The following is a 24,291-nucleotide window of genomic DNA, read 5'->3' as shown; positions in this document are numbered from 1 at the left end:
CACCCGGCACCGGTCGGTCGTACCCGTTTGGGATGCTCGGCGACATGGAGTTTCCGACGCTGGCCGTGGTGCTCGGCTGCCTCGCGGCGGGCGGCGCGGTGGGGTGGTACGCCGCCCGCGCCCGATCCGCCACCGAGCTGGCCCGGTTGGAGGCCACGCTCGCCGCCGCGCAGGCGGGCGAGGGTCGCCTGGAGCAGTCCCTACGGACGCTGGGCTACGAGGCGACCGCGCAGTCCCAGGAGGCGGTGGCCCGTGCGGTGGCCCCCCTGCACGACACGCTCCACCGCTACGAGCAGCGGGTCGCCGAGTTGGAGCGGGACCGGGTTGACGCCTACGCCGAGCTGCGCGAGCAGGTGCGTGCCATGAGCACGGTCTCCGGTGAGCTGCGCACCGAGACCAAACAGCTCGTCGCGGCGCTGCGGGCGCCGCAGGTCCGGGGGCGGTGGGGTGAGCACCAGCTGCGCCGCATCGTTGAGGCGGCCGGCATGCTGGAGCACTGCGACTTCGCCGAGCAGGTAACAGCCACGACCGACCAGCAGACGGTCCGCCCCGACCTGGTGGTTCGCCTGCACGGGGGGCGGTCGGTGGTGGTGGACGCGAAGGCGCCATTCGAGGCGTACCTGACCGCGATGGAGGCCCGCGACGAACGGGGACGCGACGCGCACCTGGACGCCCACGCGAAACATCTGCGGGCCCACGTTGACGCGCTGGCCGCGAAGGCGTACTGGACCGCATTCGACCCGGCGCCGGAGTTCGTGGTCCTCTTCGTGCCGGCCGACCCGTTCCTCGACGTCGCCCTACAGCGCGACCCGACCCTGCTGGAGCACGCCTTTACCCGCAACGTGGTGCTGGCGACCCCGGCCACCCTCGTCGCACTGCTGCGTACGGTCGCCTATGCGTGGCGGCAGGCGGCGCTGGCCAGCAACGCGGTGGCGGTGCACTCGCTCGCCCGGGAACTACACGGCCGACTCGCCACGCTCGGCGAACACGTGGGCCGGCTGGGGTCCACGCTCGGTGGGGCGGTGACGGCGTACAACCGGGCGGTCGGTTCGCTGGAGTCACGCGTGCTGGTCAGCGCCCGCAAGCTCGCCGAGCTGGGCGTCTCCGATGAGGAGCTGGCCCCGCCGCCGCAGGTGGAGCTCGCCCCCCGCCAGCCGCAGGCACCGGAGCTCACCGAACCTGTTCCAGAGTGGATGCGGATTAACTCGCAAGTGGATGGAAATCGCGCCGATTCGGTGTGACAGCGACAAACCCGCAGGTCACGAGATGGTCACAAGGCCTCTGTCAGTGGTGACAATCGACATCGATAGCCGAAGGATTTCGCTCACGTGTGCCCTGGAACTGAGGGCCCTGTTCTCCGGAGGAGAGAACGTGAGCAAACCCCGAAAGCTGAGCCGGCGCACCTCCGCCGGACTCTTCGCCTCGGTCATGGCCGCCAGCGCCGTGACCGTCGCGGGCGGCGCCGCCACCGCGAGCGCCGCACCCGACACGCCATCCACCCCCGTGGAGGTGCTGGGTTCGCACGACGCCAAACTCCTGGCCGAGGCGGAAGCGACGAAGGCCGAGACCGTCACCCTGATCGTCGCGACCGAGCAGGACGAGGCGAAAGAGGTCGCTGCCGACCTGACCGAGCTCGGTGCGGCCGTCACGGACAAATACGACACCATCGGCTACGTCCTGGCCACCGTCCCGACCAGCAAGGTGATCAAAGCCGCTACCCTGCCCGGGGTCGCCGCGGTCGACCTGGACGAGACGATCCAGCTCACCGACCCGCGGCCGGTGACCAACGGCCAGCAGGCGGCGAAGCAGGGCAGCACGCTCAGCGGTCCCGGTGACGACACCCGCGCGGACAACCCCTACCTGCCGGCCGGCGAGACCGGCGCCGTCAAGTTCGTTGACCAGAATCCCGAGTGGGACGGCCGGGGAATCACCATCGGCATCATGGACTCCGGCGTGGACCTGGACCACCCGGCGCTCCAGCAAACCACCACTGGCGACCGAAAGATCGTCGACTGGGTCACCGCGACGCACCCGTTCGAGGATGCCACCTGGCGCCCGATGATCACCGAGGTCACCGGCCCATCGTTCGAGTCGGCCGGTGCGACCTGGACGGCACCGGCGGGCAGCTACCACTTCAACGTCTTCCGGGAGCAGATCACCGCGGGCAGCGAGGTGGGCGGTGACGTCAACCGCGACGGCGACACCACCGACGAGTGGGGCGTGCTCTACGACCCCGCCACGAACGACATCCTGATCGACGTTGACCTCGACGGAGACTTCACCGACGAGACGGTCATGCGTCCGTACCAGGAGAAGTTCGATGTCGGGCACTTCGGCACGGACGACCCGGCAACCACCGTCCGCGAGCAGCTGCCCTTCGTGGTCGAGTTCCGGGAGGACGTCGACACCACCCCGGTCGGCGGCCCCGGCCTGGTCGACTACGTCAACATCGGCATCGTCTCGGACGCCCACGGCAGTCACGTCGCCGGCATCACCGCCGCCAACGACATGTTCGGCAACGAGGTGTTCGACGGCGCCGCGCCCGGCGCCCAGCTCGTCTCGTCCCGCGCCTGCTCCTGGGGCGGTGGCTGCACCTACTCGGCGCTCACCAGCGGAATGGCCGACCTGGTCATCAACCGGGGTGTCGACGTGGTCAACATGTCGATCGGTGGTCTGCCGGCGCTCAACGACGGCGACAACGCCCGCGCCGAGCTGTACAACAACCTCATCACCACCTACGGCGTCCAGCTCATCATCTCCGCCGGCAACTCCGGCCCCGGCCTGAACACCGTCGGCGACCCGTCGGTCGCCCAGCACGTCGTCAGCGTCGCGGCCAGCGTCAGCAAGGACACCTGGCTGGCCAACTACGGCTCGGTGGTGCGGACCAAGAACGCACTGTTCAACTTCTCGTCCCGGGGCCCACGTGAAGACGGCGGCACCAAGCCGAACGTCGCCGCACCCGGCGCGGCGATCTCCACCACCCCGCTCTGGCAGGCGGGCAGCCCGGTCCCCGAGGCCGGCTACTCGCTGCCGCCGGGCTACGGGATGTTCAACGGCACCTCGATGGCCTCTCCCCAGGCCGCCGGCGCCACCGCGCTGTTGCTCTCGGCCGCCCGGGCGACCGACCGCGGGGTCACCCCGCAGATGCTGCGCCGCGCGCTGTACAGCTCGGCGAAGCCGATCAAGGACGTGCCCACGTACGGCCAGGGCTACGGCATGGTGGACGTGTCCGGCGCGTGGAAGCTGCTCCGCAAGGGCGTGCAGACCCGCTCGTACACCTCGGTGGCACCGGTCTGCACCGTCCTCTCCGACCAGCTGGGGACGCCGGACCGCGGTACCGGCGTCTACAACCGGTGCGCCGCTGGCGAGGGGGGTCACCGGATCGACCAGAAGAAGACCTACCGGGTCAAGATCACCCGTACCAGCGGGCCGACCGGCACCGTCAAGCACGACATCGCGCTGCGCGGCAATGACGGCACCTTCCAGGCACCGAAGTCCGTCAAGTTGCCGTTGAACCGGACCGTGACCGTCCCCGTCGTCGCTCGACCGGACGCGGGCGCGCACGGCGCGATCATGACGGTGGATGACCCGGCGACCAACACGATCGACTTCGAGGTCTCCCTCGTGGTCGTGGCCAGCAACGACACCCGCAAGCCGGACTTCTCCTTCTCGGCCGAAGGCTCGGTTGACCGGAACGGCTTCGAGTCCTACTTCGTTACCGTTCCGCCCGGTACCGAGGCCCTCCAGCTGAACCTCGGCGGCATCGCCACCGGCTCGCAGACCCGTTTCATCGCGTTCAACCCGTACGGCGTGCCGACGGAGAGCACCTCCAGCCGGGTCTGCTTCACCAACTACTCCGACCCCGACATCTGCAACCCGCAGGAGCGGGACTACCAGAACCCGCTCCCCGGTGTCTGGCAGATCGAGGTGGAGTCGCGTCGCACCTCGCCGTCGCTGAACAACCCGTACCAGCTGACGGCGCGGATCCAGGGTGTGGCGTTCGAGCCGGCCATGGTCGAGCTACCGGCGGTTGACGCCGGTACGCCGACCCCGGTCGAGTGGAGCGTGACCAACACCTATGGCCCGGTGACCGTCACCGGCCAGGGTGGACCGCTCGCCAGCGTCCACACTGACCGCCCGACTGTCGCCGAGGGCGCCGCGCAGGAGTTCCTCGTGGAGGTGCCGGCCGACGCGGCCGAGTTCGCGGCCCGGATCGGTAACCCGGCAAACGCCGGGGCCGACCTGGACCTGTACGTCTACCGGGGCACCGAGCTGCTCGGCTCCTCCGCAGACGGGGACTCGGAGGAGGCGGTAACGCTGTCGGAGCCGGCCGCGGGCACCTACCGGATCGTGGTCGAGGGGTACGCGGTGGACGGCCTCGGTGGCAGCACCGCGTACGACTACCGGGACTCCTTCTCCGCCCCGGCGCTCGGCAGCCTGTCGGCACCGTCAACCCCACTCGCCCTGGGACACGGCGCCACCGACGCCTTCAGCGGCACGGTGACCGCCCTGGCGGGCCCGGCCGCTGGCCGGGAACTGCAGGGTGAGCTGACCGTGGTGACGGCGGAGGGCGCGGTCGTCGGCCGCAGCGCCGTCGCCATCGGCTCGGTGAACTGACCCGTACGCGAAACAAGCAGGAGCCCGTCCCCGGTTACCGGGGGCGGGCTCCTGCGGTTGCGCGGGCGGGGTCAGCCCTGCCGGGACGCCGTCTCCACCAGGAAGGGGATGCCCTGCTGGCAGATAGTCACCAGGTCCGGCTGGATCTTCCCGGTCACCAGCACCGACGCGCCCGGGGTCAATACCGCAGGGGGCCCACCGACCAGCAGATATCCATCCAGCAGCAGACATCCGGACTCCACCCCGGCCTGCACGGTGCCGGTCAGGGTGGCGGCGCCGACCGGCGGCGGCTTACTCGGCCCCGCCGGCTCCTTGGGCGTACGCGTCGGCACGGAGGCCGGCGTTGACCCCGGGGTGGTGGGGGCGGCCAGGGCGGAGGACTCGGGGTCGGCGGCCGTTGGTTCCGGATCGGTGGGGGTCGTCACGGGCGTCGCTCCCATCTCGGTCAGGGGGTCTTCACCCGCGCCCTGGCCGCTGCCGCAGGCACTGAGCGCCAGGCAGACGGCCAACGCCGGGGTGGCGAGCCAAGGGCTTCTCATACAGTTTCGGACGCTCCGGCCCATCGATTCGTTCCCGCCACGCCGCTACCGCCACGCGGCCCGGACCGTCCGGTCGAAGCGGGACCCCACCGCTCATCCGCGGGCCGCTGCGGCCCGCATGTCCCGCTTCAGCTCCTGCGGCAGCGAGAAGGTCAGCCGCTCGTCCGCGGTCAGCACCTCCTCGACATCGGTGAAGCCCCGCGCCGCGAGGTGCGCGAGAACCTCCTGGACGAGCTCCTCGGGGACGCTGGCCCCCGAGGTCAGGCCGACCGTGCGGGCGCCCTCGAGCCATGCGTCGTCGATCTCGCGGGCGAAGTCGACGAGGTGGCCGGCGCGCGCACCCGCATCCAGGGCCACCTCGACCAGCCGTACCGAGTTCGACGAATTCGTGGAGCCGACCACGATCATGACGTCGCAGTCCGACGCGATCTGCTTGACCACGTGCTGCCGGTTGCTGGTGGCGTAGCAGATGTCGTCGCTCGGCGGCGACTGGAGCAGCGGCAGCCGCTTCTTCAGCCGGGCCACCGTCTCCAGCGTCTCGTCCACCGACAGGGTGGTCTGGGACAGCCACACCACCTTGTTCGGATCCCGGACGGTGACCCGCTCGGCGTCCTGGGGACCATCCACGAGCTGGATGTGCTCGGGCGCCTCGCCGGCGGTGCCGATGACCTCCTCGTGCCCCTCGTGGCCGATCAGCAGAATGTCGTAGTCCTCAGCGGCGAACCGCTTCGCCTCCTGGTGCACCTTGGTGACCAGCGGACAGGTTGCGTCGATCGCCTTCAGCGAGCGGCTCCGCGCCTGCTCGTGGACCTCGGGGGCGACGCCGTGCGCGGAGAAGACCACGGTCGCGCCCTCCGGCACCTCCTCGTTCTCCTCCACGAAGATCGCACCCTTGCCCTCCAGGGTCCGCACCACGTGCCGGTTGTGCACGATCTGCTTGCGGACGTAGATCGGCGCGCCATAGAGCTTGAGCGCCTCCTCGACGGTCTGCACCGCCCGGTCGACGCCCGCGCAGTAACCGCGCGGCTTCGCCAGGATCACACGCTTACCGGTCCGGGTCGCTTCAGCCTCACTCACCCGCCCATCGTACGTGCCGACCCACCACCTGCCAGCGGCTGCAACCCGCCGGGACGGTCCGTAGGGTGAGCGGGTGAGTTCGGATGGCGGGGTTACCCGCAGCACGCCCGAGGAGCCATGGCCGGTCCGGGTGGTCAGCCAGAAGATCAGCGCCTGGATCGCCCGGCTGGGCTGGGTGTGGGTGGACGGGCAGGTCGCGCAGGTCAGTCGCCGGCCCGGCGCGAGCACGGTCTTTCTCACCCTCCGGGACCCGTCAGCCGACCTCAGCCTGACCGTGACCACCAACCGCGACGTGCTCGACTCCGGCGCACCGCAGCTTCGCGAGGGCGCTCGGGTGGTGCTGCACGCCAAGCCCGACTTCTATGCCGCCCGAGGCACGTTGAGCCTGCGCGCCGACGAGATCCGGCAGGTGGGGCTGGGCGAGTTGCTGGCCCGGCTGGAGAAGCTGAAGAAGCTGCTCGCCGCCGAGGGGCTGTTCGACCCCCGGCGCAAACGACGCCCGCCCTTCCTCCCGCACCGAATCGGGCTGATCACCGGCCGGGCCAGCGCCGCCGAGCGGGACGTGCGTACCAACGCTCACCGACGCTGGCCGGCGGTGGCGTTCCGGACGGTCAACGTGGCCGTGCAGGGGCCGTCGGCCGTGCCGCAGATCGTGGACGCACTGCGGGTGCTGGACGCCGACCCCACCATCGAGGTGATCGTGATCGCCCGGGGCGGCGGCAGCATCGAGGACCTGCTGCCCTTCTCCGATGAGGCGCTGTGCCGGGCGGTGTTCGCCGCCCGTACCCCGGTGGTCAGCGCCATCGGCCACGAGACCGACGCGCCGCTGCTCGACTACGTCGCGGACATCCGCGCCTCCACCCCGACGGACGCGGCCAAGCGAGTCGTCCCGGACCTCACCGAGGAGGTACGCCTGATCGGGCAGGCCCGGTCCCGACTCGAACGCGCGGTGCGCAACCTGGTTGACCGCGAGGCGCACCGGCTGGAACTGCTGCGCTCCCGGCCGGTGCTGGCCCGGCCAGAGGTGATGCTCGAACAGCGAGTTACCGATGTCTCCGGGCTGCGCCACCGGGCCGATCGCTGTCTGGCCCACCGACTGACCGCCGCCGAGGACGGCCTTCGGCACACCCGGGCCCGGCTCCGGGCTCTCTCCCCGGCCGCCACCCTCGACCGGGGGTACGCGATCGTACGGCGCGCCGACGGCACCGTCGTCCGTGCGGTCTCTGAGGTCACCGTCGGGGACCCGGTGCGGGTCCGGCTCGCCGACGGGGAACTGGCGGCGACCATCGACGCCGGAGAGCACCAGCCGGAGGCCCAACGGCGGTAGCGGCTCCGCCGCCGGTCCGGCCGGACCGGGGCACCGGCCGCCGGGGCGGGCCACCGGCGGCGCACCGGGCACGGCGGGAATAGCCCGGACGGGTGGATGTGGTGGGATGTGAGCGATGACCGAGGAGACGAAGGACGAGCGGCTCAGCTACGAACAGGCCCGCGCCGAGTTGGCATCGGTGGTCGAACGGCTGGAGGCCGGCGGCACCACGCTGGAGGAGTCACTGGCCCTCTGGGAACGCGGTGAGCAGCTGACCGGGGTCTGCCAGGCGTGGCTGGACGGCGCCCGAGCCCGCCTGGACGCCGCTCGACAAGCACCCACCGACTGACCACGGCCCCGCCCCGCTGCTGGTTGGTCGGAGCCGAGTTCAACCCAACGCCCCGGCCAACTCCCGCAGCTCGGTGTCTCGGGCGTCGCCGACCACGATCACTGTGCGGTCCGGTTCGAGAAGCACGAACGCCTGCTCGTTGCCGCGGGCCGTGTACCGCTGCCAGGTGCGTCCCGCGAGGTCGGTCCGGCCCTGGGGCTGTCCCTGATCGGTCAGCTCGGTGGGGAGCAACCGCTCTGGCGGCACGCTGCTCTGCACGATCTGAGCCCCCCGCCCCTCCGGGGTCAGGTAGCCAAGGCGCAGAGTCGACCCGTCCTCCACGGTCCGGAAGTCGGCCCGGACGGTACGCCACCCGGCGTCCAACCCCGCTGGCTGACTGACCGGAAAGGCCGCCGCCGCCTGCGCCGAGTCCAACGCGGGTGCCGGGTCCACGACGGTTGCCTGGTCTCCCCCGAGAAAGCCTCGGTAGAAGGCGAGCAGCAGGGCAATCGGGATCAGCAGCACGAGGAGCGAGATGGCCATGTCCTTCGGCGAACGCTCCGAACGGGTGGAGTCCGCCGCAGCAGGCGGTGCCGGCGACTCGCCGGCCTCCCGCGCAGCACTGGTCTCCCCCGCGCCGCTGGTCTCCCCGACATCGTTGCTCTCCCCGGCGCCGGTGGTCTCGGTCAGGCCGCTGGCTGCCGCCGAGCCGGTGGCGGGCTCAACCAACGCCGGCTCCTCGGCGGTCGGGGGCGCCGCCCGCCCCTCGGCGGTCGGGGGCGCCGCCCGCCCCTCGGCGGTCGCGGGCGCGGCCGAGCCGGGGAGCGCCGGCTCAACCGGCGAGTTCTCCGGCGAGGTCTGATCGGCAGGGACGCGGTCGGCGGGCTGTGCGGGTTCCACCCCGCTATCTTCGCAGCCACCCGATCAGACGTGACCAAGCCATCACCGCCCCACCACCACGCAGTGTGGCCGATCATGTGAGGATCAGCGACAAAGCCGGCAGCGACCACGCCTGCCGGGCCACCCCGCACCGTCGCGAGGAGGAGCCGTCATGACGAACACCACGACGCGGACCCCACAGAATCTCGATCGCAACCTCGCCCTCGACCTGGTCCGGGTGACCGAGGCCGCGGCGATGGCCGCCGGCCGGTGGGTCGGCCGGGGCGACAAGGAGGGCGGCGACGGCGCCGCCGTCAACGCGATGCGCAAGTTGATCAACTCGATTCCGATGCGCGGCGTCGTGGTGATCGGCGAGGGCGAGAAGGACAATGCGCCGATGCTCTTCAACGGGGAAGAGGTCGGCGACGAGACCGGGCCAGAGGTTGACGTCGCAGTCGACCCGATCGACGGCACCACGCTGATGAGCAAGGGCATGCCGAACGCCCTGGCGGTACTGGCGGTCGCCGAGCGGGGAGCGATGTTCGACCCAAGTGCCGTGTTCTACATGGAGAAGCTCGCCGTCGGCCCGGCCTACGCCGACGTGGTGGACATCAACGCCGGCGTGGCCGAAAACGTACGCCGGATCGCGAAGGTCAAGGGCACCGACGCCTCCGAGGTGACGGTCTGCGTGCTGGACCGGTCCCGACACGACGGGCTGGTGGACCAGGTCCGCCGCACCGGGGCGGGGATCCGCTTCATCTCCGACGGGGACATCGCCGGCGCGATCGCCGCCGCCCGCGGCGAATCCGACGTTGACGTGCTGATGGGCATCGGCGGCACCCCCGAGGGGATCACCGCGGCCTGCGCCCTGAAGTGCATGGGCGGCGCCCTTCAGGCCAAGCTCTGGCCGCGCGACGAACAGGAGCGGGAGAAGGCCATCGCCGCCGGCCACGATCTGGACCGGGTGCTCGGCACCGACGACCTCGTGACCGGTGACAACTGCTTCTTCGTCGCCACCGGAGTCACCTCCGGCGACCTGCTGCGCGGCGTCCGGTACAAGGCTGGCGGAGCCTACACGCAGTCGATTGTGATGCGTTCGAAGAGCGGCACGATTCGGGTCATCGACTCGTATCACCGGTTGGAGAAGCTGGCGCTGTACTCGGCGGTGGACTTCGACGGCCGCCCCCTCGCCGAGCAGGAGTAGGCAGTGCCGGGGGCGTTACACCGGCCGTCCCCGGCCCGCCGGCTGATCGGGGTGGTGCTCGCGACCGCTGCCGGAGTCGCCGTCGCCGTGCAGTCCCGGATCAACGGCGAACTGGGCGTACGCCTGGCCGACGGGGTCGCGGCGGCGGTCATCTCGTTCGGTCTGGGCCTGCTGGTGCTGCTGGTGCTGGTGCCGGCGACGCCCGGCGGGCGGCGCGGGCTGGCCGCCCTGCGCGCCGCGCTGACCGCCGGCACGCTGCGCCCGTGGCAGTGCCTCGGCGGGCTCTGCGGGGCGTTCCTCGTGGCGACGCAGGGCCTCACGGTCGGCACCCTCGGCGTCGCCGTCTTCACCGTGGCGGTGGTCGCCGGCCAGTCCGCCAGCAGTCTCCTCGTGGACCGGGCCGGCATCGGCCCGAGCGGACGCCAGCCGGTTACCGGTCGACGCCTGTTCGGGGCCGCGCTCACCGTGCTCGCGGTCGGGCTGGCCGTCGGCGGGCGGCTCAACGATCCGACGGCGCTGACCCTGGCGGTGCTGCCGCTGCTCGCGGGGATCGCGGTGGCCTGGCAGCAGGCCGTCAACGGGCTGGTCGGCCGGGCGGCCGGCAGCCCGTTGACCGCGACGCTGGTCAATTTCACGGTGGGAATCGTCGCCCTGTTGGCGGTCTTCGCGGTCGACATCGCGATACGCGGGCTGCCCGCCGGTTCACCACCGGCCGAGCCGTGGCTCTACCTGGGTGGGCCGATCGGGATCACCTTCATCGCGATCGCCGCCGCTGTCGTCGAGTTCACCGGGGTCCTGCTCCTCGGCCTGGCCACGATCGCCGGCCAGGTGGTCGGCGCTGTCCTACTGGACGTGGTCCTACCCACCGCGGCTTCCCGCCCGGACGCCACCACCCTGCTCGGCGCGGCGCTGACCCTGGTCGCCGTCCTCATCGCCGCCCGGCGTTAAGGGCTGAGCTTCGCCGAACTGGCACCGGGGTCCCGGCGCAGCGCGCCGAGGGTCTCGGCGAGGGCTTCGTCCAGCGCGGTCGGTTCGATCCCGAGGGCCTGCTGGCTGGCCGAGGAGTCCAACACGTACGGGCGATCGAACTGGTATGCCGTCTCCCGCAGCTCCCGAAGTAACGGATTGACCAGGCCACCCAGCCAGAGCGCCGGGTAGGGCAGGCGGGTCAACCGCGGCGTGGGTGCGCCGGCCAGGGTCGCGGCGCGGGTGGCCAACTCCCGCAGACTGAGCGCGGGCGGGCTCGGCACGTGCCAGGCCCGTCCCCAGGCGTCCGGGGCGGTGGCGGCGGCGACCACGGTGCGGGCCACGTCGCCGACGTAGGTGATGGTGTGCGGGACGTCGAAGTCGACCGGCAGGACCACTCGGCGGCCGGCCAGGACGTTCGGCAGGACCCGGGTGGTGATCGAGTTGGTCCCGTATCCGAGGTAGTCGGAGCCGCGGACCTCGGTCGTCCGGGCCCGGCCCGCCTCATGGGCGGCCAGCGCGTCGACCCACATCTGGCTGCGCACCCGCGCCTTGACGCCGGTCGCGGCCAGCGGGGTGGCCTCGGTCATCGGCCCGTCCGTCGGGCCGTACCCAAAGAGATTGCCGATCGTGGCGAGCACCGCACCGGTCTGCTCGGCGGTGGTGAGCAGGGCGGCGGCCAGCGGCGGCCAGTCGACGGCCCACCGGTGCAGCGCGTGGTTGGCACAGTTGTAGAGGGCGACGGCGCCGACCGTCAGGCGGGTCAGGCGGGCGGCGTCGGTGGCATCCGCGGCGGTGAGTTCGATGGCCGGATGTCCGGGACCGGCACCGCGGCGGCTGACCAGCCGGACCTGCTCCCCCCGCTGGGCGAGGAGGCGGGCGGTCGCGGTGCCGACCGGGCCAGCACCGACGATCACGTGAAGCGACATCAGAGCTCACCTTTCGAATCGAGAGACCATTTCGAGAGCAGTGCTCACAAGGAAGTGTGTCGATGACCGCCAGACCTGTCAAGAGCACTGCTCTCGAATTAGATCAGCGCCCTGTCCGTGACAGAGTAAGAAGATGGTCGCCAACTCACTCCGGGCCCGGGTGCGGGCCGAAATGATCGATGAGATCAAGGCCGTGGCACGCCGCCATCTGGCCACCGACGGCGCCAACCTGTCGCTACGGGCGGTGGCCCGAGACCTGGGCATGGCCTCCTCGGCGATCTACCGCTACTTTCCCAGTCGAGATGACCTGCTCACCACGCTCATCCTGGAGGCGTACGTGGCCCTGGGCGACGCGGTCGAGGCAGCAGACGCCGCCGTGGACCGCGACGACCTGCGCGGACGCTGGTTCGCCAGCTGTCGGGCGGCCCGGGCCTGGGCCCTCGCCAACACCGCCGAGTACGCGCTGCTCTACGGCAGCCCGGTTCCTGGCTACACGGCGCCCGACGACACAATCGAGCCGGCTGCGCGCCCACCAATGACCCTGATCGGCATCGCCCGCGACGGGCTCGCCACCGGACAGCTCACCCCGCCCCCCGCCGCCGACCTGCCCCAACCCGTCCAAGACGACCTCGCCGACATCGCGGCGAGCCTCGCCCCGGGAATGCCGGCAGCGCTGCTCGCCCGGGGGATGGCGGGGTGGACCCAGCTCTTCGGGCTGATCAGCTTCGAGCTCTTCGGCCGGATCAAAGGTGCCCTGCCGCACCGCGACGACTACTTCGACCACCAGATCGCCCTGATGGCCGACCTCGTCGGCCTACCCCGGTAAGCCGGTCACCCGAGGGGTCAGGTCCCGTCGGAGGAGTGCCCAGGGAAGAGGTGCGCCGACGGATCGAGCACCACGGCCGCGTTGTTCACCGCGGTCGCGGCCTCACCGAAACCAGTGGCGATCAGGCGAACCTTGCCCGGGTACTCGGTGATGTCCCCAGCGGCGAAGACCCGCGGCAGGTTGGTCGCCATGGTGCTGTCAACCAGGAGGTGCCGGCGGTCCAGACGCAGGCCCCACTCCGCCAGCGGGCCGAGGTCGGCGGTGAAGCCGAGCGCCGCGACGACGGTGTCGACCGGCAACAACTCCGCCGCGCCACCCCGGCCAGTGATCTCGGCACCGGTCACCGCGCCGCCCCCGTGTAGCCTCGTCACCTCCGCGTTCACCACGACCCGCACCGGCAGGGCGCGGACCCGGGCGACGGTGGCGGCGTGGGCGCGGAACTTCTCCCGGCGATGCACGAGGGTCACCGAACGGGCCAGCGGCTGGAGGGTTGACGCCCAGTCGAAGGCGGAGTCCCCACCACCGACGATGAGCACGTCCTGCCCGGTGAGCTCCGCCGGCTGCGGCACGAAGTAGATGATTCCGGTGCCGACGAAGCCCTCCGCGACCGGCAGCGGACGGGGTGTGAAGCTGCCCAGCCCGCCGGTGATCACTACCGCACCGCAGCGGAGCTGCTCACCCCCGGCCAGACCGAGCACCGGCCGACCATCGGCGTAGGACAGCTTCTCCGCCCGCGTGCCGAGCAGGTAACGCGGGTCGAACGGGGCGGCCTGGGCAACCAGGTTGGCCACCAGATCCCGGCCCTTGATGGCCGGGAAGCCGGCGACATCGTGAATCAACTTCTCCGGGTACATCGCCGTGATCTGGCCACCGGGCTCGGGCAACGCGTCCACCACTGCCACCGAGAGCCCGCGGAAGCCGGCGTAGTACGCCGCGAAGAGGCCGGCGGGCCCGGCCCCGATCACCGCGACATCGACCTCGTGCATGGGCGTACCGTCGCTTTCCGCTCCCGGCTCAACCGACGCTGACCCTGACGGTAGAGGGGCCGGAGCCGCCGGGCAAGGATGTCCGGCAGTCGGTCGCCGCCGCTCCGGTCAGCCGAAGACGCGGGTCGAGTCGGAGTAGTGCGAGCCACCCAGGCCCGGTTGACGCCGCCGGAAGACGATCGCGGCGACCACCCCGCCCACCAGTCCGAAGAGGTGCCCCTGCCAGGAGATCCGCTCGTCGGTGGGGAGAATGCCGCCGAGTTGCCAGCCGTAGAGGAGGCCGACCAGGAGAACGACCGCGAAGTTCCACCAGCTGCGCTCGACGATGCCCCGGGTGAGCAGGATGCCCAGGTAGCCGAAGATGACGCCGCTCGCGCCGACCACGACGGAGTTCGGGGAACCGGTGAACCAGACGCCGAGCCCGCTGACCAAAATGATGATCAACGTGGACCAGAGGAAGCGACGCGCACCCGCCGCGAGCACGAAGGTGCCGAGCAGGATCAGCGGGATACTGTTGCTGTAGAGATGATCAAACCCGTGGTGCAGGAACGGTGAGAAGAAGACGCCGTCCAGGCCGTCGAGACGCTGCGGAATGATGCCGGCCGCCGGGTCGAGCCCGAATGCCAGCCCATGGTCAACGGCCTCGATGAGGAAGAGGAACGGCACCACCGCGCACATGGCGACGAAGGCCCGGCCAATCGCGGCGTAGAACGCCTCGGTGCCGAACCGGTGCGCGTCACTGCCCTCCGGTAGCAGACTCACCCGTCAACAGCTATCAGGTACCGGCGACAGCCGCCACCTGGGCCGGCGGTCAATTTCGGACCGATGACGACGGGGTGTGACCAAACACACCCCGTCGTCCGACGATCAGTACCAGCCCACGCTGGAGCTCAGTACCAGCCCACGTCCTGCATATAGGCCCAGGCCTTGCAGGGCGTCTGGTACCGACCCTCGATATACCCGAGCCCCCACAGAATCTGGGTTTTCGGGTTCGTCTCCCAGTCGTCACCCTTCGAGGCCATCTTGCTACCGGGTAGCGCCTGTGGAATTCCGTAGGCGCCGCTTGACGGGTTGCTGGCCTTGTGGTTCCAGCCGCTCTCCTTGGTGAAGAGCTTGTCCAGACAGGGGAACTGGTCGATTTCGAAGCCGGCGTTGAGCATCTCCGCGCAGCCGATCTGCCGGTTGCCGGTGAACTCAGCACACGAGTCCGGGATCGGGCCATCGTACGGCTTCTCCGCCGCCGCCTCCGCCTCCGCCTTGGCCTTGGCCTTGGCGAACTCCGCCGCCGCTTCGCGGACGGTCTTCCGTGACGCCGCGGCGGCCTCTTCTCGGCGCTTCCGCTCCGCTGTCGCCTCGGTGACCGCGGCCTCGTGCAGCTTCTCCCGGTACTCGGTAGCCTGCTCCTTCATCGGATGCACCTGCGGTGCCTGCAGCGCAACCTGCTCAATTCCGGCGGTATCCGGCAGGCGCCGGCCCTGATCCCGGTTGTCGCCCAAGTAAAAGCCACCGACGACGCCCGCGGAGAGCAGCGCCACCGTGGCCGTCCGGGCGCCCAACCGGCTCCACAGCCGATTCACGAGACGGTCCCTTCCTTTCGGGGCACGGACACGGCGCAGACCACACCTGGGTGGGGCGAGGTCTGACCGCGAGCGCTCCGACCGCGCAAGTCTCCCCGACAGCTCCGCCGACGGGACGCAGGCAAACGGTCACCGGCGATCGGCCGGATGCGCGAGCGCTCGGGGACACGATCGCGCACGATGGGGCGGATGGGAAACCACCAGCCCTAAATGTGATCTGCACCACTCTCGCAAGCCGCAACCCCACGAACCCCAGGAATCGACTTTTGATCACCGAGGGGCACGACCGGAGTCTGTCCACGCAGGCCAGACCAGCACACGCCGCCCAACTGGTCTATTTTGACCATGCGGCCCACCGCCTCGCCGCAGGTCAAACCACCGCTGCAGGGGCGACGGAGCGGCTACGCCGACCAGCCCCACCTCCACTGGTGGTCACCCACTTCGCCGAACCAGCGTGCCGGCCGGGTGCCGACCAGCGGCCGGAGCCACCGCGGTGCCGGTCGGGTGCGGACCAGCGGCCGGAGCCACCGCCGAGCCGGTGTAGGTGGTTCCGGACCGGGCCATCGGTGGCGCGATGCGGCTACGAGCCGGATCCACCGGCGGCGGGCCGGCGAGCGCGGACGCGATCGCTGCCTGGGCGTCACGCCGACGCCGGTTCCAGGCGCCGCGGTCGCCGTCGAAGTAACCCTGCCGATAGCCGAACCGGTAACCGATCCGGTAGCTGAGCTGACCGTGCAGGCGACCTGCGGCATAGCTGGTGGCGGTCAGGACGCAGACGAGGAGCAGGGCAAGGAGTGGGCTCATCCGGCCACTCCGGACCGCGGACAGTGTGGACTCATCGTTCCTCCGGCTCAACCGGGGTGGGATCTACGACGAGTAGCTGGTCGAGGTCGGCTGTGCCGACCTGTTCGACCAACTCGACGCTGATCCGGCACCCGTCCAGGACAACCTCAGCCACCGACGAGCGGCGAATCTCACCACCCGCGTCGTAGACGCGAACGCTGAGTTCCGGACAACCGAGGTGGGTACGCCAGGCGTGCCACTCCGCCCGGTCCCCGACACTGAGGGAGAGGTAACGGGAACCCCGGGCAAGGTAGAGGCGCCAAGGCGCGCTCAAACCGGTGGCTACCCCGGCGGCGATCAGGCCAAAGGCCTGCGCGCGGGTGGCGAGTTCAGTCACCAGGTCCCCCTCGTGCCGGAGATATCACGCATGGGAGCAAGCAGTCATCGTCTCCTGCACGGACACACGGTAAAGTGTCCCGCGAACGTGACAGTATCAGCTTTTCGTCTGATTCCCCCCAACCGCACGCCCATCTATTCACCCCAGGTAGGGGCCCAGGTAAGTAGCACCTGCCTGGGCGGCGAAAAGCCGAGCATGTCGTCACATTCGCGTGACAACCGCGCGCCAGGAGACCACTCGAGGGCTCTCTGGCCGTACGGTCACCAGGTGACCGAGACGGCCAACGCACGGAAGATCGCCTTCGCCACCTTCGTCCGTCGCGCGCTTGACGAGGCCCGGGCCACCCGCGCCTGGAGCGGCACCGAGGTCTCCCGGCGCACCGGCGTCTCCCGGCAGACGATCAACCGATGGGTCCGGGGCGACTGGGCCAGCGATCCCGAGGCAGAACGCGTCGTGGCGTTCTGTGAAGGACTCGGGCTGAACCCGGCAACCGCCTTCACCACCCTGGGCTGGGACCGACGGAGCACCCCTCACCGAACCGAGACGGCCCTACCCCCGATGGATCCCGATGTCGAGGCGCTGCTACGTCGACTGGTTGACCCCGAGGTATCGGATGCGGAGAAGTTCCACATTCGAGAAACAATTCGTTATCTCGCATATCGCCCGACTCTCCCAGTAGCAGCGCCAAACCGGGGCAAACAGGTTGGATGATCCTCAGATGGCGAAAGAACAGCAGGTCAGACTCATTCGTTTCGCTCCCAGGCCCGGATCGGCACGCTAGCGTCCGTACTCGTACTGCTTGGGCTCGTCGTCGGCGGGGGGACGGGAAGGCCGAACCCAGCCCTGCGGGACAGAAGGAGGGGTCTGTCCATGACCCTGAAGTGGTTGGCAGTCGTGGTCGGCACCGTGTCCCTGACGCTGTGCGTGACCGGGAACGCGGTGACTCTGGCGGTCAACGGCGGGCAGCTTCCCCTGCTCGTCAACCTCGTCGCGCTCACCGCCGCCGGCACCGCCGTCGTCGTGGCCGTGCTCGCCGAACTGAACGACCGACTCAACGACCGAGTCAGTGCGCTCACCGAATTCCTGGTGGCCCGGCTCAACGAGATCGAATCCAGCACCGGGGACCGGAACTCCGGCTTCGTCGAGGGCTACCTGCTCAGTCACAGTCGGGAAGCCACCGTCGTCCCAATCGGGCGCCGGGGACGGGAAGCCGCCGAACGCTGAACACCGCCGCCAAAGCCGCTCACTCACCCGCCACCCGGCCCGGTGGCTGGGTACCTCACGGCCACGATTGAGCCGCTCCGAGCGGGGTACGCTGTCGCGCGTGCCGCCGTTGAATCTGGGCAAGCAGCCGCCGAAGACCCCGTTCACCGCCGACCTCGCCTGGCAGACAACCGCTGCCCGGGCCGCCGGCACCGTCCTCTTCTTCGACTTCGATGGCACCCTCGCGCCGGTGCGGGACGACCCGACGGCGGTGCACCCCGCACCGAGGGTGCTCACCGCCATTGAGGCGCTCGCTCCCGTCGTCCGTCGGATCGCGATCGTCTCGGCCCGCCCGGTCGACTTCCTCCGCGAGCGACTCGGCGATCTGGCCGGGGTTGACCTCTACGGCCTCTACGGGCTGGAGCACAGCCACTCCGGCGGCGAAACCGTCACCGAACCGGCGGCGCTGCCCTGGGTGCCAACCATGGCGGAGCTCGCCGACAAGGCCCGCGCCGAGCTCCCCGCGGGCGCCCTGGTGGAGTACAAACGGCTCTCGGTGGCGCTGCACTGGCGGACCGCCCCGCAGCTCGGCCCGGCGGTTACCCAATGGGGTCGCGCCCAGGCCGAGCAGCTCGGCCTCCGGGTCCAGGCCGGACGGATGGTCCTGGAGCTGAAGCCCCCAGTCGACCGGGACAAGGGCATGGTCATTGACGAGGCGGTGCGGGACGCGGAGGCCGCCTGGTACTTCGGCGACGACGTATCGGACATCAAGGCGTTTGCGGCGCTGCGCGCCCGTGCCGCCGCCGACCCGCACTTCTTCGGCGTCTGCGTCGCCGTCGCCAACCCGGAGACCGGCGAAGAGGTTGCCGCCGCCGCGGACCTGACCATCGACTCGCCCGCAGACCTCGGCGACTTCCTCACCGCCGCCGCACGCCGACTGGCCTGACTCCCCCGCTCCGGCGCAGCAGGCGGCCCCAGCGCACCTCGCCCCGGTGGGCTGGCCCGCCGACGATCATGTGCGCGGCCGCCCCGGGCCGGGCCAGCCGAGGTCGGTCACCAGGGCGATCAGATGCCGAAACGGCGCTGACGGTTGGCGTAGGAACGCAGCGCGCGGAGAAAGTCAACCCGGCGGAAATCCGGCCAGTTCAGCTCGCAGAAGTAGAACTCCGAGTGGACGGACTGCCAGAGCAGGAAACCAGACATGCGCTGTTCGCCGCTGGTCCGGATGATCAGATCGGGGTCCGGCAGCCCACGCGTGTAGAGGTGCTCGGTGATGTGCTCGACATCGAACGTCTCGGCCAGCTGCTCGATGCTGGTGCCGGCCTTCGCGTGCTCGTGCAGGAACGATCGCACCGCGTCGGCGATCTCGCGCCGACCGCCGTAGCCCACGGCGATGTTGACCTGTGCGCCGCCGACCCGGTCCCGGGTCCGCTCCGCCGCTGCCTTGAGCGCCGCCGCGTGCTGCGCCGGCAGCACGTCGAGCGCCCCGACCAGCCGCAGCCGCCAGGGGTTGGCCTCCTCGGCCAGCTCGCTCGTCAGGTCCTCGATGATCTGCAACAACGGATCAAGCTGAGCGGCCGGGCGGGTAAGGTTGTCGGTGGAGAGCAGCCAGAGCGTCACATGCCCGACGCCGGCCGCGTCACACCACCGCAGCAGCTCCTTGATCCGCTCGGCGCCGACCCGGTGGCCGTCGTTGGGGTCAACGAACCCCATCTCCCGCGCCCACCTGCGGTTACCGTCGCACATCACACCGACATGCTGAGGCACCGGCTTGCCCGCCAGCTTGGCCGTGAGCCGGCGTTCGTACACCGAGTAGACAACGTCCCGCAGAGTCATCACCTGCCAGGGTAGCGACCGGAACGACGCCTCACGGCTCGGGATGCCGATCCCCGCCGGCCAGGCCACGGCCGATCATGGCCAGCGTCCGGATGTCCAACCGGCCGTCGCCGAGCCCCAACTCCACCACCGCCCGGTACACCTGCTCATCCCGGTTGGCCGCCCACACCGCCGCGTCAACCACCGACCGCCGCCGGGCGAGCCAGGCCGCGACCGAGCTGTGCCGCAGATGACCACCGAGTCGACGACGAAGCGCCGCGGTGTAGCGCCGAGCGGCCTGCTCCGGCGTACGACTCGCCGCGGTGCCGGCGAGCGCTCCGGAGAGCAGCGCGTAGAAGATCCCCTCCCCGGTGAACGGGTTGATCAACGAGAGCGCGTCGCCCGCCAGCACCGCCCGACCACGCCCCGGCACTGGCCGGTGGGTGGAGAGCGGCAGGTGATGGGCCCGCAGGGCGGTAACCGCCGCCGGATCGACCCCGGGTAGCAACGCTGGAATCCGCGCAAGGAGGTGTTCCCGGGTCAGCGGCTCGCCGCGGAGCACCTCCCCGTACCCGACGTTCGCCCGTCCGTCGCCGATCGGGAAGGACCAGGCGTACGCCGGCCAGCGGGCGGCTGACGTGACGATGAGCTGCTCTGGTGGGCCGGACGACGCTGGGGCGTAACCCCGGATCGCCAGGGCCAGATGGCGGTCGGGGTTCGGGGGATGCCCCAGCGCCCGGCGTACGACGGAGCCCGCACCGTCGGCACCCACCACGGTCCGCCCGGCGATCCACCCGTCGAGCACGACCCGGTCCGCCCGCACCTCGACCCGCCGCACCACGTGCTGGCGCAGCTGGGCGCCGGCCGCGACCGCCGCCGCGACCAGCCGAGCATCGAAGACGGTTCGGGGCACCGTGTACGCGGGGCGGGGCAGCGCCCGCGCCACCCCCGGACCGCCCGGGGCGACCAGGCGAAGCGCCGGCAGCGGGGCGTATCCGGCTACCGGATCGGGTACCCCCAGCCCGGCCAGGACATCCAGCGCATGCGCGGCGATCCCGTCCCCGCAGGCCTTGTCCCGGGGAAAGTTGGCCCGATCCAGCAGGAGCACCCGGGCGCCCGTCCGGCGGGCGGCGATGGCGGCGGCCGAACCCGCCGGCCCCGCCCCCACCACCACTACATCGAACTCGTCGCCCCCGTCGGCCGGCCCGGTCGCCACGTCGCGTCCCCTCTCCGCCGCCGAGCTACTGCTCTCGGCGGCCGTTGCAGGGATCATCCATCGCCCGCGGCGCCGGCCCAGGTACTTCCGCTACTTCCGCTACTTCTGCGGCTCCGCGTCGAGCCGAGCACGCAGCGCGTCCAGCTCGGCCCAGAGGACACCGGGCAGTTTGTCCCCGAACTTCTCAAACCACTCGGTGACCAACGGCAGTTCGGCCTGCCACTCGTTCACGTCGACCTTCAGCGCGATCCGAATGTCTTCCGAGGTCATGTCCAGACCCTCAACATCCAGCGCATCCTCGGCCGGAACCATGCCGATCGGGGTCTCCACGGCGTCGGCCCGGCCCTCGAGCCGCTCGACGATCCACTTGAGGACCCGGGAGTTCTCGCCGAACCCCGGCCAGAGGAAACTGCCCTCGGCGTCCTTACGGAACCAGTTGACGTAGTAGACGCTCGGCAGCTTCGACTCGTCACCGTCGGCGCCCTTGCCCATCTCGATCCAGTGCCGGAAGTAGTCACCGGCGTGGTAACCGATGAAGGGCAGCATCGCCATCGGGTCCCGACGCACGACGCCGACCGCCCCCGAGGCCGCGGCGGTGGTCTCCGAGGAGAGCGTCGCACCGAGGTAAACGCCGTGCACCCAGTCCCGCGCCTCGGTGACCAGTGGAACGGTGTCCCGCCGCCGGCCCCCGAAGAGGATCGCGTCGATCGGCACGCCGTTGGGGTCGTAGTAGTCCTCGGCGAGGATCGGGCACTGGGTGATCGGGGTGCAGAACCGGCTGTTGGCGTGTGAAGAGAGGTGTTCGCTCTCCGGCGTCCAGTCGTTGCCCTTCCAGTCGATCAGGTGCGTCGGGGGCTCGCCCATGCCCTCCCACCAGATGTCACCGTCGTCGGTGAGGGCCACGTTGGTGAAGATGGAGTTGCCGCGGTCCAACGTCCGCATCGCATTGGCGTTGGTCTTCCAGTCGGTCCCGGGGGCGACCCCGAAGAGGCCGTACTCCGGGTTAACCGCGTAGAGGCGTCCGTCCGGGCCGAACCGCATCCAGGCGATGTCGTCCCCGATGGTCTCGACCTTCCAGCCCGGAATGGTCGGCTCCAGCATGGCGAGGTTGGTCTTGCCGCAGGCCGACGGGAAGGCCCCGGCGATGTGGTAGACCTTCCCCTCCGGAGAGGTGATCTTGAGAATCAACATGTGCTCGGCGAGCCAGCCCTCGTCCCGCCCCATGACACTGGCGATCCGCAGCGAGTAACACTTCTTGCCGAGCAGCGAGTTGCCGCCGTAGCCGGAGCCGTAGGACCAGATCTCCCGGGTCTCCGGGAAGTGCGAGATGTACTTTGTCTCGTTGCACGGCCAGGACACGTCCTGCTGACCGGGCGCGAGGGGCGCGCCGATCGAGTGCAGAGCGTGTACGAAGTCCGCGTCGTCGCCCATCGCCTCCAGGATCTTCGCACCCATCCGGGTCATGATCCGCATCGAGGCGACCACGTACGGACTGTCAGTGATCTCAATGCCGAACATCGGCTTCTCGGCCTCAACCGGGCCCATGCAGAAGGGGATGACGTACATGGTGCGACCGCGCATGCAGCCGCGGTACAGCTCCGTCATCGTCCGCTTCATCTCGGCCGGCGCCATCCAGTTGTTGGTCGGGCCGGCGTCTGCCTCGTCCACCGAGCAGATGAAGGTGCGCTCCTCGACCCGCGCCACATCCGTCGGGTCGGTCCGCGCGTAGAACGAGTTGGGCTTCTTCTCCGGATTGAGTCGGACCAGGGTGCCGGCCTCAACGAGCTCGTCGGTGAGACGACGCCACTCTTCGTCTGACCCGTCGGCCCAGACCACACGGTCCGGGGTGGTCAGTTCCGCGATCTCACGGACCCAGGCAAGCAGTTTGGGGTGGGATGTCGGGGCCTGATCGATACCCCGAACAGTCGCCGGAGCAACCATGACACATCTCCTTGTGGTCGACGCTGACCGGTCTATGGGATGCACGAGGCTTGACGGCGCGGTGCGTCGCCTACGTGAAACCTGGGATTGGCCTCAGCGTAAACCGGCTTGCGCCACCAGTCAGTGGGACTGGTTGTGAAGAACTGCACAAGGTACGGCCCGGCTGCGGCATCGCGAGCTAATACCCGCTTTCACGCGCAGTTTCACGCAAATCCAGTGACGAAACATCTGGCCCGTCGTCGTCCGGTACGGCGACTGTGGTCCGGCCCCGCTTGGGCGGATCGCTCGGACGGCCCCGCGGCGCACTGTTTCGTTCCGCTCAGCACCACTGCCCGGATCAGCCATGCCGGCCGGTGCTACCCGTGCCGCGGGCCCGCACCCGGTACGCTCGCTCGGTGGCAGCGACGATGGCCGGGGAGCCCGGCTCCCGGCGGACCCGGCCGGGTCTGATCCACTCCCTGCTGGACCGGTTCGGTCACCTCGTCCACGAGTTGAGCAAGTTCGCCACTGTAGGCGGCGTCGCCTTCCTCGTTGACTTCGCCCTTTTCAACTTCCTGACCTCGGTGCAGGAGATCGAGCAGGTGACCGCGAAGACCATCTCCACGGTGGTGGCGGCGACCTTCGCCTTCCTCGGCAACCGGTTCTGGACGTGGCGACACCGTCGGGGCGGCAACCCAGCCCGCGAGTACGCGCTCTTCTTCATCTTCAACACGGTCGGCCTCGGCATCACCGTGGCGGTCCTGGCGATCAGCCGCTACGGCCTGGGCCAGGTCTGGCCGGAGATCTTCCAGACCCCGCTGGCGGACAACATCGCCAGCTATCTCGTCGGCACCGGGCTGGCGACCCTCTTCCGGTTCTGGTCCTATCGACGGTTCGTCTTCGTACCAACGGGAACTCCTGCCGCACCGAAAGCGAAGCACGACCGATACCGGGCGTGACCTGGCGCCCATCTCGCCAGGCCGGGACGGTCCCGGCCCAGTCCACTCGCCTAAGGTGTTCCGCATGCGTCTTGTCCGTCTCCTGCCCGAGCGCTGGCAGAAGTTCGTCCATGAGGCGCTGAAGTTCGGCATCGTCGGCGGCATCAACACCGTCATCAATTACGCAGTGTTCAACGCCCTTGCACTCACTGTTTTCCAGGGCGGCGCGCTGAAGGCGACGGTCGTCGCCACCATCACGGCGACGATCACGTCATACCTGATGAATCGCCACTGGACGTACCGCGATCGCCCGAAAACCGCGGTTCAGCGCGAGTATGTCCTGTTCTTCCTCTTTAACGGCGCAGGGCTCCTGATCGAACTGGGCGTGCTGGCCGCAGCCAAATACGGCCTCGGCGTGACCAGCCTGCTCGCCCTCAACGTGGCCAAGACGATGGGTATCGTGCTGGCGACGCTGTTCCGGTTCTGGTCCTACCGGACGTTCGTCTTCCAGCCGGCGCCAGCGCCGGCCGCGAACAACTGGCACAGCATTCCCCGCGACGAGTGGGACACGATGGCCGAGATGGACCCGGTCGCCGAGCTGGCGGAGTCGGTCTCCGAGCTGGAGGAAAGCGCCCCGCCGCCGGGCACCCACCAACCGCACCGCACACCGATCCAGGGCCTGACCATCCCGCTGGACGCCCGCCTCGACCTGGACCGGGAGCTGGCAGCCGAGCTCGCTACGGAACTCCAGGCGAGCACTCGCCGATCCCGTCGCGCCTGACCGG

The 24,291-nt window shown here is 70.1% G+C and carries 24 protein-coding genes and 1 pseudogene; 13 read left to right on the top strand and 12 right to left on the bottom strand.

Annotation, left to right across the window (positions count from 1 at the left end; all coding sequences use genetic code 11):
- Positions 1 to 32: 32 nt before the first annotated feature.
- Positions 33 to 1,241: a DNA recombination protein RmuC gene (gene rmuC, locus SALPAC4_RS0114095; protein ID WP_019870876.1), complete on the top strand. Its 1,209-nt coding sequence runs from the start codon at positions 33 to 35 to the stop codon at positions 1,239 to 1,241.
- Positions 1,242 to 1,371: 130 nt separating this feature from the next.
- Positions 1,372 to 4,617: a S8 family serine peptidase gene (locus SALPAC4_RS0114090; protein ID WP_019870875.1), complete on the top strand. Its 3,246-nt coding sequence runs from the start codon at positions 1,372 to 1,374 to the stop codon at positions 4,615 to 4,617.
- A gap of 71 nt (positions 4,618 to 4,688) precedes the next feature.
- Here SALPAC4_RS0114090 and SALPAC4_RS0114085 read toward each other — a convergent pair whose 3' ends face one another.
- Together SALPAC4_RS0114085 and SALPAC4_RS0114080 are read right to left on the bottom strand one after the other, a co-directional pair.
- The gene (locus SALPAC4_RS0114085; protein WP_019870874.1) at positions 4,689 to 5,156 is read right to left on the bottom strand and encodes a hypothetical protein; all 468 of its coding nucleotides are present in this window, start codon (positions 5,154 to 5,156) and stop codon (positions 4,689 to 4,691) included.
- A gap of 93 nt (positions 5,157 to 5,249) precedes the next feature.
- Positions 5,250 to 6,233: a 4-hydroxy-3-methylbut-2-enyl diphosphate reductase gene (locus SALPAC4_RS0114080; RefSeq protein ID WP_018729581.1), complete on the bottom strand. Its 984-nt coding sequence runs from the start codon at positions 6,231 to 6,233 to the stop codon at positions 5,250 to 5,252.
- 73 nt (positions 6,234 to 6,306) lie between these two features.
- On the opposite strand from SALPAC4_RS0114080, the gene xseA reads away from it, so the two are divergent.
- Positions 6,307 to 7,560, top strand: a complete 1,254-nt coding sequence (xseA, locus tag SALPAC4_RS0114075) for an exodeoxyribonuclease VII large subunit (protein WP_080640901.1) — start codon at positions 6,307 to 6,309, stop codon at positions 7,558 to 7,560.
- Positions 7,561 to 7,675: 115 nt separating this feature from the next.
- Complete coding sequence (locus SALPAC4_RS0114070; protein ID WP_019870872.1) at positions 7,676 to 7,888, top strand: exodeoxyribonuclease VII small subunit; 213 nt, start codon at positions 7,676 to 7,678, stop codon at positions 7,886 to 7,888.
- 39 nt (positions 7,889 to 7,927) lie between these two features.
- Here SALPAC4_RS0114070 and SALPAC4_RS0114065 read toward each other — a convergent pair whose 3' ends face one another.
- Entirely contained in the window at positions 7,928 to 8,767 is an 840-nt protein-coding gene (locus SALPAC4_RS0114065; protein WP_019870871.1) for a DUF4245 domain-containing protein, read from the bottom strand.
- Between the two features lie 151 nt (positions 8,768 to 8,918).
- Between SALPAC4_RS0114065 and glpX the strand changes: the two genes are divergently transcribed.
- A complete protein-coding gene (gene glpX / locus SALPAC4_RS0114060; RefSeq protein WP_019870870.1) occupies positions 8,919 to 9,950 on the top strand; it encodes a class II fructose-bisphosphatase in 1,032 nt (343 codons plus the stop codon).
- A gap of 3 nt (positions 9,951 to 9,953) precedes the next feature.
- Positions 9,954 to 10,898 carry a DMT family transporter gene (locus SALPAC4_RS0114055; RefSeq protein ID WP_019870869.1) on the top strand — a complete coding sequence of 315 codons (945 nt, stop codon included), beginning with the start codon at positions 9,954 to 9,956 and terminating at the stop codon, positions 10,896 to 10,898.
- On the opposite strand, the gene SALPAC4_RS0114050 is transcribed toward SALPAC4_RS0114055, so the two are convergent.
- A complete protein-coding gene (locus tag SALPAC4_RS0114050; protein ID WP_019870868.1) occupies positions 10,895 to 11,845 on the bottom strand; it encodes an NAD-dependent epimerase/dehydratase family protein in 951 nt (316 codons plus the stop codon). The genes SALPAC4_RS0114055 and SALPAC4_RS0114050 overlap by 4 nt on opposite strands.
- A gap of 133 nt (positions 11,846 to 11,978) precedes the next feature.
- Here SALPAC4_RS0114050 and SALPAC4_RS0114045 point away from each other — a divergent pair, with 133 nt between their 5' ends.
- Complete coding sequence (locus tag SALPAC4_RS0114045) at positions 11,979 to 12,671, top strand: TetR/AcrR family transcriptional regulator (protein WP_019870867.1); 693 nt, start codon at positions 11,979 to 11,981, stop codon at positions 12,669 to 12,671.
- Positions 12,672 to 12,688: 17 nt separating this feature from the next.
- On the opposite strand, the gene SALPAC4_RS0114040 is transcribed toward SALPAC4_RS0114045, so the two are convergent.
- From SALPAC4_RS0114040 to SALPAC4_RS0114020, 5 genes are all read right to left on the bottom strand, one after another.
- On the bottom strand, positions 12,689 to 13,657 hold the full coding sequence (locus tag SALPAC4_RS0114040) for an NAD(P)/FAD-dependent oxidoreductase (RefSeq protein WP_019870866.1): 969 nt from the start codon (positions 13,655 to 13,657) through the stop codon (positions 12,689 to 12,691).
- Positions 13,658 to 13,765: 108 nt separating this feature from the next.
- The gene (locus SALPAC4_RS0114035; protein WP_019870865.1) at positions 13,766 to 14,419 is read right to left on the bottom strand and encodes a rhomboid family intramembrane serine protease; all 654 of its coding nucleotides are present in this window, start codon (positions 14,417 to 14,419) and stop codon (positions 13,766 to 13,768) included.
- A gap of 128 nt (positions 14,420 to 14,547) precedes the next feature.
- Entirely contained in the window at positions 14,548 to 15,234 is a 687-nt protein-coding gene (locus SALPAC4_RS0114030) for an aggregation-promoting factor C-terminal-like domain-containing protein (RefSeq protein ID WP_019870864.1), read from the bottom strand.
- Between the two features lie 432 nt (positions 15,235 to 15,666).
- Positions 15,667 to 16,038, bottom strand: coding sequence for a hypothetical protein (locus tag SALPAC4_RS0114025; RefSeq protein ID WP_019870863.1), 372 nt, complete (start codon positions 16,036 to 16,038; stop codon positions 15,667 to 15,669).
- A 31-nt stretch (positions 16,039 to 16,069) separates the two neighbouring features.
- Positions 16,070 to 16,414, bottom strand: coding sequence for a hypothetical protein (locus SALPAC4_RS0114020; protein ID WP_018729570.1), 345 nt, complete (start codon positions 16,412 to 16,414; stop codon positions 16,070 to 16,072).
- A gap of 267 nt (positions 16,415 to 16,681) precedes the next feature.
- Here SALPAC4_RS0114020 and SALPAC4_RS0114015 point away from each other — a divergent pair, with 267 nt between their 5' ends.
- The 3 genes from SALPAC4_RS0114015 (at position 16,682) to otsB (ending at position 18,563) form a co-directional block, all read left to right on the top strand.
- Positions 16,682 to 17,125, top strand: a complete 444-nt coding sequence (locus SALPAC4_RS0114015) for an XRE family transcriptional regulator (RefSeq protein ID WP_019870862.1) — start codon at positions 16,682 to 16,684, stop codon at positions 17,123 to 17,125.
- A gap of 159 nt (positions 17,126 to 17,284) precedes the next feature.
- A complete protein-coding gene (locus SALPAC4_RS0114010; protein ID WP_018729568.1) occupies positions 17,285 to 17,638 on the top strand; it encodes a hypothetical protein in 354 nt (117 codons plus the stop codon).
- A 100-nt stretch (positions 17,639 to 17,738) separates the two neighbouring features.
- A complete protein-coding gene (gene otsB / locus SALPAC4_RS0114005) occupies positions 17,739 to 18,563 on the top strand; it encodes a trehalose-phosphatase (protein ID WP_019870861.1) in 825 nt (274 codons plus the stop codon).
- A gap of 119 nt (positions 18,564 to 18,682) precedes the next feature.
- Here otsB and SALPAC4_RS0114000 read toward each other — a convergent pair whose 3' ends face one another.
- From SALPAC4_RS0114000 to SALPAC4_RS0113990, 3 genes are read right to left on the bottom strand one after another with little or no spacing between them, the layout of a single operon-like run.
- A complete protein-coding gene (locus SALPAC4_RS0114000; protein WP_033664273.1) occupies positions 18,683 to 19,453 on the bottom strand; it encodes an isoprenyl transferase in 771 nt (256 codons plus the stop codon).
- A gap of 31 nt (positions 19,454 to 19,484) precedes the next feature.
- Positions 19,485 to 20,705 (bottom strand): NAD(P)/FAD-dependent oxidoreductase, encoded by a 1,221-nt coding sequence (locus SALPAC4_RS0113995; protein ID WP_027644518.1) that lies wholly within the window; start codon positions 20,703 to 20,705, stop codon positions 19,485 to 19,487.
- A gap of 42 nt (positions 20,706 to 20,747) precedes the next feature.
- Positions 20,748 to 22,589, bottom strand: a complete 1,842-nt coding sequence (locus SALPAC4_RS0113990) for a phosphoenolpyruvate carboxykinase (GTP) (protein ID WP_019870858.1) — start codon at positions 22,587 to 22,589, stop codon at positions 20,748 to 20,750.
- Positions 22,590 to 22,724: 135 nt separating this feature from the next.
- Between SALPAC4_RS0113990 and SALPAC4_RS29135 the strand changes: the two are divergent.
- The 3 genes and pseudogenes from SALPAC4_RS29135 to SALPAC4_RS0113980 form a co-directional block, all read left to right on the top strand.
- A pseudogene (locus SALPAC4_RS29135) lies at positions 22,725 to 22,809 on the top strand (GtrA family protein); the annotation flags it as partial.
- Positions 22,810 to 22,951: 142 nt separating this feature from the next.
- Entirely contained in the window at positions 22,952 to 23,527 is a 576-nt protein-coding gene (locus tag SALPAC4_RS0113985) for a GtrA family protein (RefSeq protein WP_019870857.1), read from the top strand.
- A 64-nt stretch (positions 23,528 to 23,591) separates the two neighbouring features.
- The gene (locus SALPAC4_RS0113980; RefSeq protein WP_019870856.1) at positions 23,592 to 24,287 is read left to right on the top strand and encodes a GtrA family protein; all 696 of its coding nucleotides are present in this window, start codon (positions 23,592 to 23,594) and stop codon (positions 24,285 to 24,287) included.
- Positions 24,288 to 24,291: the final 4 nt, after the last annotated feature.

Origin of the sequence: Salinispora oceanensis (genome assembly GCF_000383575.1) — a bacterium.
Classification (GTDB): Bacteria; Actinomycetota; Actinomycetes; order Mycobacteriales; family Micromonosporaceae; genus Micromonospora; species Micromonospora oceanensis.
Note: the sequence above shows the minus strand (reverse complement) of the source record. Positions and strands in the feature narration are given on the sequence as shown.

What these genes read in the sequence shown, in the direction of transcription:
- rmuC (WP_019870876.1), top strand. Translation starts at nt 33, where the DNA reads ATGCTCGGCGACATGGAGTTTCCGACGCTGGCCGTGGTGCTCGGCTGC.
- SALPAC4_RS0114085 (WP_019870874.1), bottom strand. Translation starts at nt 5,156, where the DNA reads ATGAGAAGCCCTTGGCTCGCCACCCCGGCGTTGGCCGTCTGCCTGGCG.
- SALPAC4_RS0114070 (WP_019870872.1), top strand. Translation starts at nt 7,676, where the DNA reads ATGACCGAGGAGACGAAGGACGAGCGGCTCAGCTACGAACAGGCCCGC.
- glpX (WP_019870870.1), top strand. Translation starts at nt 8,919, where the DNA reads ATGACGAACACCACGACGCGGACCCCACAGAATCTCGATCGCAACCTC.
- SALPAC4_RS0114050 (WP_019870868.1), bottom strand. Translation starts at nt 11,845, where the DNA reads ATGTCGCTTCACGTGATCGTCGGTGCTGGCCCGGTCGGCACCGCGACC.
- SALPAC4_RS0114045 (WP_019870867.1), top strand. Translation starts at nt 11,979, where the DNA reads ATGGTCGCCAACTCACTCCGGGCCCGGGTGCGGGCCGAAATGATCGAT.
- SALPAC4_RS0114040 (WP_019870866.1), bottom strand. Translation starts at nt 13,657, where the DNA reads ATGCACGAGGTCGATGTCGCGGTGATCGGGGCCGGGCCCGCCGGCCTC.
- SALPAC4_RS0114025 (WP_019870863.1), bottom strand. Translation starts at nt 16,038, where the DNA reads ATGAGCCCACTCCTTGCCCTGCTCCTCGTCTGCGTCCTGACCGCCACC.
- SALPAC4_RS0114010 (WP_018729568.1), top strand. Translation starts at nt 17,285, where the DNA reads ATGACCCTGAAGTGGTTGGCAGTCGTGGTCGGCACCGTGTCCCTGACG.
- SALPAC4_RS0114000 (WP_033664273.1), bottom strand. Translation starts at nt 19,453, where the DNA reads ATGACTCTGCGGGACGTTGTCTACTCGGTGTACGAACGCCGGCTCACG.
- SALPAC4_RS0113995 (WP_027644518.1), bottom strand. Translation starts at nt 20,705, where the DNA reads ATGATCCCTGCAACGGCCGCCGAGAGCAGTAGCTCGGCGGCGGAGAGG.
- SALPAC4_RS0113990 (WP_019870858.1), bottom strand. Translation starts at nt 22,589, where the DNA reads ATGGTTGCTCCGGCGACTGTTCGGGGTATCGATCAGGCCCCGACATCC.
- SALPAC4_RS0113980 (WP_019870856.1), top strand. Translation starts at nt 23,592, where the DNA reads ATGCGTCTTGTCCGTCTCCTGCCCGAGCGCTGGCAGAAGTTCGTCCAT.